Genomic DNA, 3,820 nt, shown 5'->3' with positions numbered 1-3,820 from the left:
CGCCACTGTAGTAACTTGATCGGCAAACGTCGCCAGCGTATCGATCATCTCGTTAATCGTATCAGCCAGAGTCGCAATTTCGCCCTTAGCTTCCAGCATCAATTTGCGATTCAAATCGCCATTCGCCACCGCCGTCACAACTTTAGCAATACCCCGCACTTGTGCCGTCAAATTCCCCGCCATCGAGTTTACATTCTCAGTTAAATCTTTCCAAGTTCCCGCAACTCCTTTCACCTCAGCTTGACCGCCCAATTTACCCTCAGTTCCCACCTCCCGCGCCACCCGCGTCACTTCCGAAGCAAAGGAATTGAGCTGATCCACCATCACGTTAATAGTATCTTTCAACTCTAGAATTTCACCCTTGACATCGACGGTAATTTTCTTAGACAAATCGCCATTTGCTACCGCCTTCGTCACTTCCGCAATATTCCGCACCTGCGCCGTCAAATTCCCTGCCATCAAGTTAACTGAATCCGTTAAATCTTTCCAAGTCCCCCCTACACCCCGCACGTAAGCTTGCACGCTTAATTTACCTTCGGTTCCCACTTCCCTGGCAACTTTGGTTACTTCTGATGCGAAGGAACTCAACTGATCCACCATGATGTTAATCGTGTTTTTTAGTTCGAGGATTTCGCCTTTGACATCAACAGTAATTTTTTTAGATAAATCGCCATTTGCCACAGCGGTTGTCACTTCGGCAATATTCCGCACCTGGGCCGTAAGATTACCTGCCATCGAGTTAACCGAATCCGTTAAATCCTTCCAGGTTCCTGCTACTCCTTTAACTTCTGCTTGCACGCCTAATTTCCCTTCTGTCCCCACTTCCCTAGCAACCCTAGTTACTTCCGACGCGAAGGAATTTAACTGGTCTACCATCGTGTTGACAGTGTTTTTTAATTCGAGAATTTCACCTTTAACATCAACAGTAATCTTTTTAGATAAATCGCCATTTGCCACAGCAGTTGTAACAGCAGCAATATTCCTTACTTGCGCCGTCAAACTGCCGGCCATAAAGTTAACGCTATCCGTTAAATCCTTCCAGGTTCCTGCTACTCCTTTAACTTCTGCTTGACCGCCGAGTTTACCTTCGGAACCAACTTCCTTCGCCACCCGCGTTACTTCTGATGCGAAGGAATTAAGTTGATCTACCATCACGTTAATGGTGTTTTTTAGTTCTAAAATTTCGCCTTTAACTTGGACTGTAATTTTTTTAGATAAGTCGCCATTTGCTACAGCGGTTGTCACTTCGGCAATGTTGCGGACTTGTGCTGTTAAATTTCCTGCCATTGAGTTAACTGAATCTGTTAAATCTTTCCAGGTTCCTGCTACTCCCTGCACTTCTGCTTGCACGCCTAATTTGCCTTCGGTTCCTACTTCCCTACCAACTCTGGTTACTTCCGAGGCGAAGGAACTCAACTGGTCTACCATTGTGTTGACAATTTGGGCTGTTTGGAGGAATTCTCCTTTGAGGGGTCTGTCTTCTATTTCTAAGCCGATGGTTTGCGATAAATCTCCTTGTGCTACGGCCCGAATTACTCTGGCGGTTTCAGAGGTTGGTTGTACTAAATCTGTAATTAGGGTATTGATAGAATTTACGCTAGTTGCCCAGGAACCCTCAGCGTTGCCGATGGTGGCCCGGTGGGCGATTTGGCCTTCTTTGCCGACAATTGTGCCGATGCGATCGAGTTCGGCTGCCATTCTCTGATTGAGTTCGATAATGTTGTTAAGTTCGTCAGCAATTTTCCCGGCTATACCGGTCTGGTCTATGGGCATCCGAGCTGAAAAGTCTCCTTTTTTGACAGCTACTAAGGTTTTGAGTAACTGTTTGGCATAAACATTGCTTGGATTGGTGTTTGTTAGTTGTGCAGTTGACATGACTGTTACCTTTGGGGAGTTGGAAGGGGTTTGGCGCGGCTCGAAGGCGTTGGTGGTGGAAGATATTTGGCTGGCGGTGCGGGAGAGGGTGGCAAAGCGCTAGCTATAATCAATTTTTTGAGATGGTATTGTTATTATTTGACTAAATTAGTTGCTGATTGCTTCTTTCAAAAGGTTGATGGTAAATTGGTCTGGGTCAGGTAATATAATATCCTGTTGATTTACCGCAATAAGTAAGGTTTGTAGTGCGGACTTTAGTCCGCAGCGGGAGAGCGGAAAAGGAGCATCTGGTGTTTGGCAAAAAGCATTTTTTATAGTGCGAGCTTAAGAACTCGCGAGTACAATACGCGAGATATTAAGCTCGCACTATAAATGCCAAACACCAGATGCTGTCAGCGGACGACCGCCCGCAGCCGGAAAGCGTATGCAAGTCGGGACTACGAACGGTGTTTGTGATAGTAATCGACTTACCAACTGCGATTACTTCCAATTTTGCCACGAACTATTGAAGATGGAAGTACCCGGAAAGGCGATGGGGTTCTTATCTTGCTGCAACCGCAACTGCAAAGCTTCCAAATTCGGTTCGCGGGAGGGCAATTCGTCTACCAATTCGTAGGGCAAAATCCTCTTTTCTAGGGAAAAAGCAGCGGTAACTCCGGCGGCAGCGCCGGCAGACCATTCAAAAGAATGTACTCGATAAGCCGCGGCCGCCGTGTGGCTGGTAGCAATACTTTTACCCGCCACTAACATATTATCAATTTTTTGAGGGATCATTGCCCGCAGCGGAATTTGGAAGGGATAAGCTTGTCCTTGGCCTTTGCGAGTGCCTTCGCGTTCGGTGTTTCCCGGCGCTTCCGGCGGGCTGTTGGTCATGCAGGGGTGAAAGTCGATCGCATAATGACCGATACCGACTGAATCAGGATAAATCCGGGCGCGCGATCGAGATTTTGTATCCTCAACCGACTGATTTCCCACGGCCAAAGGTGGCGCGTTCAAACCACCGACAGCCAACCACAAATTGCGATACTCTTCCTCCGACAAATTCTGGCGGTAAAAATCTGCGTTAAAATCAGTCCGAGACATATCAACTTCCCACACCGTAAAACCTTGAGGCTGAGTCAAAGTCGGCCGCCCAATAATCCGCCTGCCCTCCCGCATATAAGGATATTTAGAAAGTCCGTGAACCGTCCCCATCGGCGAATCCAAACCGCTCAAAAAACGATTGTTGGGATAAGGCTTTTTCGCTTTTTCTCCTAGCTGCGAGTCAGTAGTTCCTGCTACCAACCAGTAGAAAAATCCTTTGGCATTTTCCTCGCCGCGGCGCAAAGTTTCGGTTCGCAAACCGCCCATCCATGCGCCCGGTTGCAGTTGACCGCTCGCCTCCAACTGCGCGCGAGAATAAATTAAATTATCCTGGGCAGAACCGGGACGGTAGTCATTTCCCCAAGTCCAGTTTTGCATGGAAATATCCCCGGGATAAATCGGGAATTTCTTGGGGTCGGAAGGGCGCGGTTGATCCGGTTTCATGCTTCTAATTTGGCGGTAGCTAAAAACTAGCGGAAAGCTGGCTAATCTCGCGAGTTCGTAACTGTAGTAAGGTGCGTATTGTTGATAGAAAGACGGCTGTTGATGCTGCTGCGGTTCCTTGGTTGCTTCCATCGCAAAGGTGTAGGTAAAACCTTGAGTGCAGTAAGGGTCGCCTTCGGGGCTGGCGGAGGAAGGTTCGAGAGGGGAACGCGGGTCAATTCCGAGGCGGTAGGGAACATCGGCAAGTCCGATTAATTCGCCTGTTTCAGTTGCATCTACAACGAACCAATCAGCACCTCTAGGTTGGGAGTTTGACTGGTTAGGCGGTTTGGGAATAAACCGAATAATAGTTTCGTTAAATCGCGCTGAATTTTCGTAGCGATAGGCATCTTCGATAGTCTGAGAGAGGGTTTCGGTG

The 3,820-nt window shown here is 47.9% G+C and carries 2 protein-coding genes; both read right to left on the bottom strand.

Going from position 1 to position 3,820, the window contains the following annotated elements:
• Window positions 1-1,875: HAMP domain-containing protein (locus IQ270_RS28930; protein ID WP_193976560.1), on the bottom strand; the 1,875-nt coding region annotated here is incomplete at its 3' end.
• Window positions 1,876-2,355: 480 nt separating this feature from the next.
• Window positions 2,356-3,820 (bottom strand): FAD-dependent oxidoreductase (locus IQ270_RS28925; protein WP_193976559.1); only part of this gene is annotated, 1,465 nt, incomplete at its 5' end.

Source organism: Microcoleus sp. LEGE 07076, from assembly GCF_015207455.1.
Classification (GTDB): domain Bacteria; phylum Cyanobacteriota; class Cyanobacteriia; order Cyanobacteriales; family Microcoleaceae; genus Microcoleus.
The sequence above is the reverse complement of the archived record's forward strand: the minus strand, read 5'-3'. Positions and strand labels throughout refer to the sequence as shown.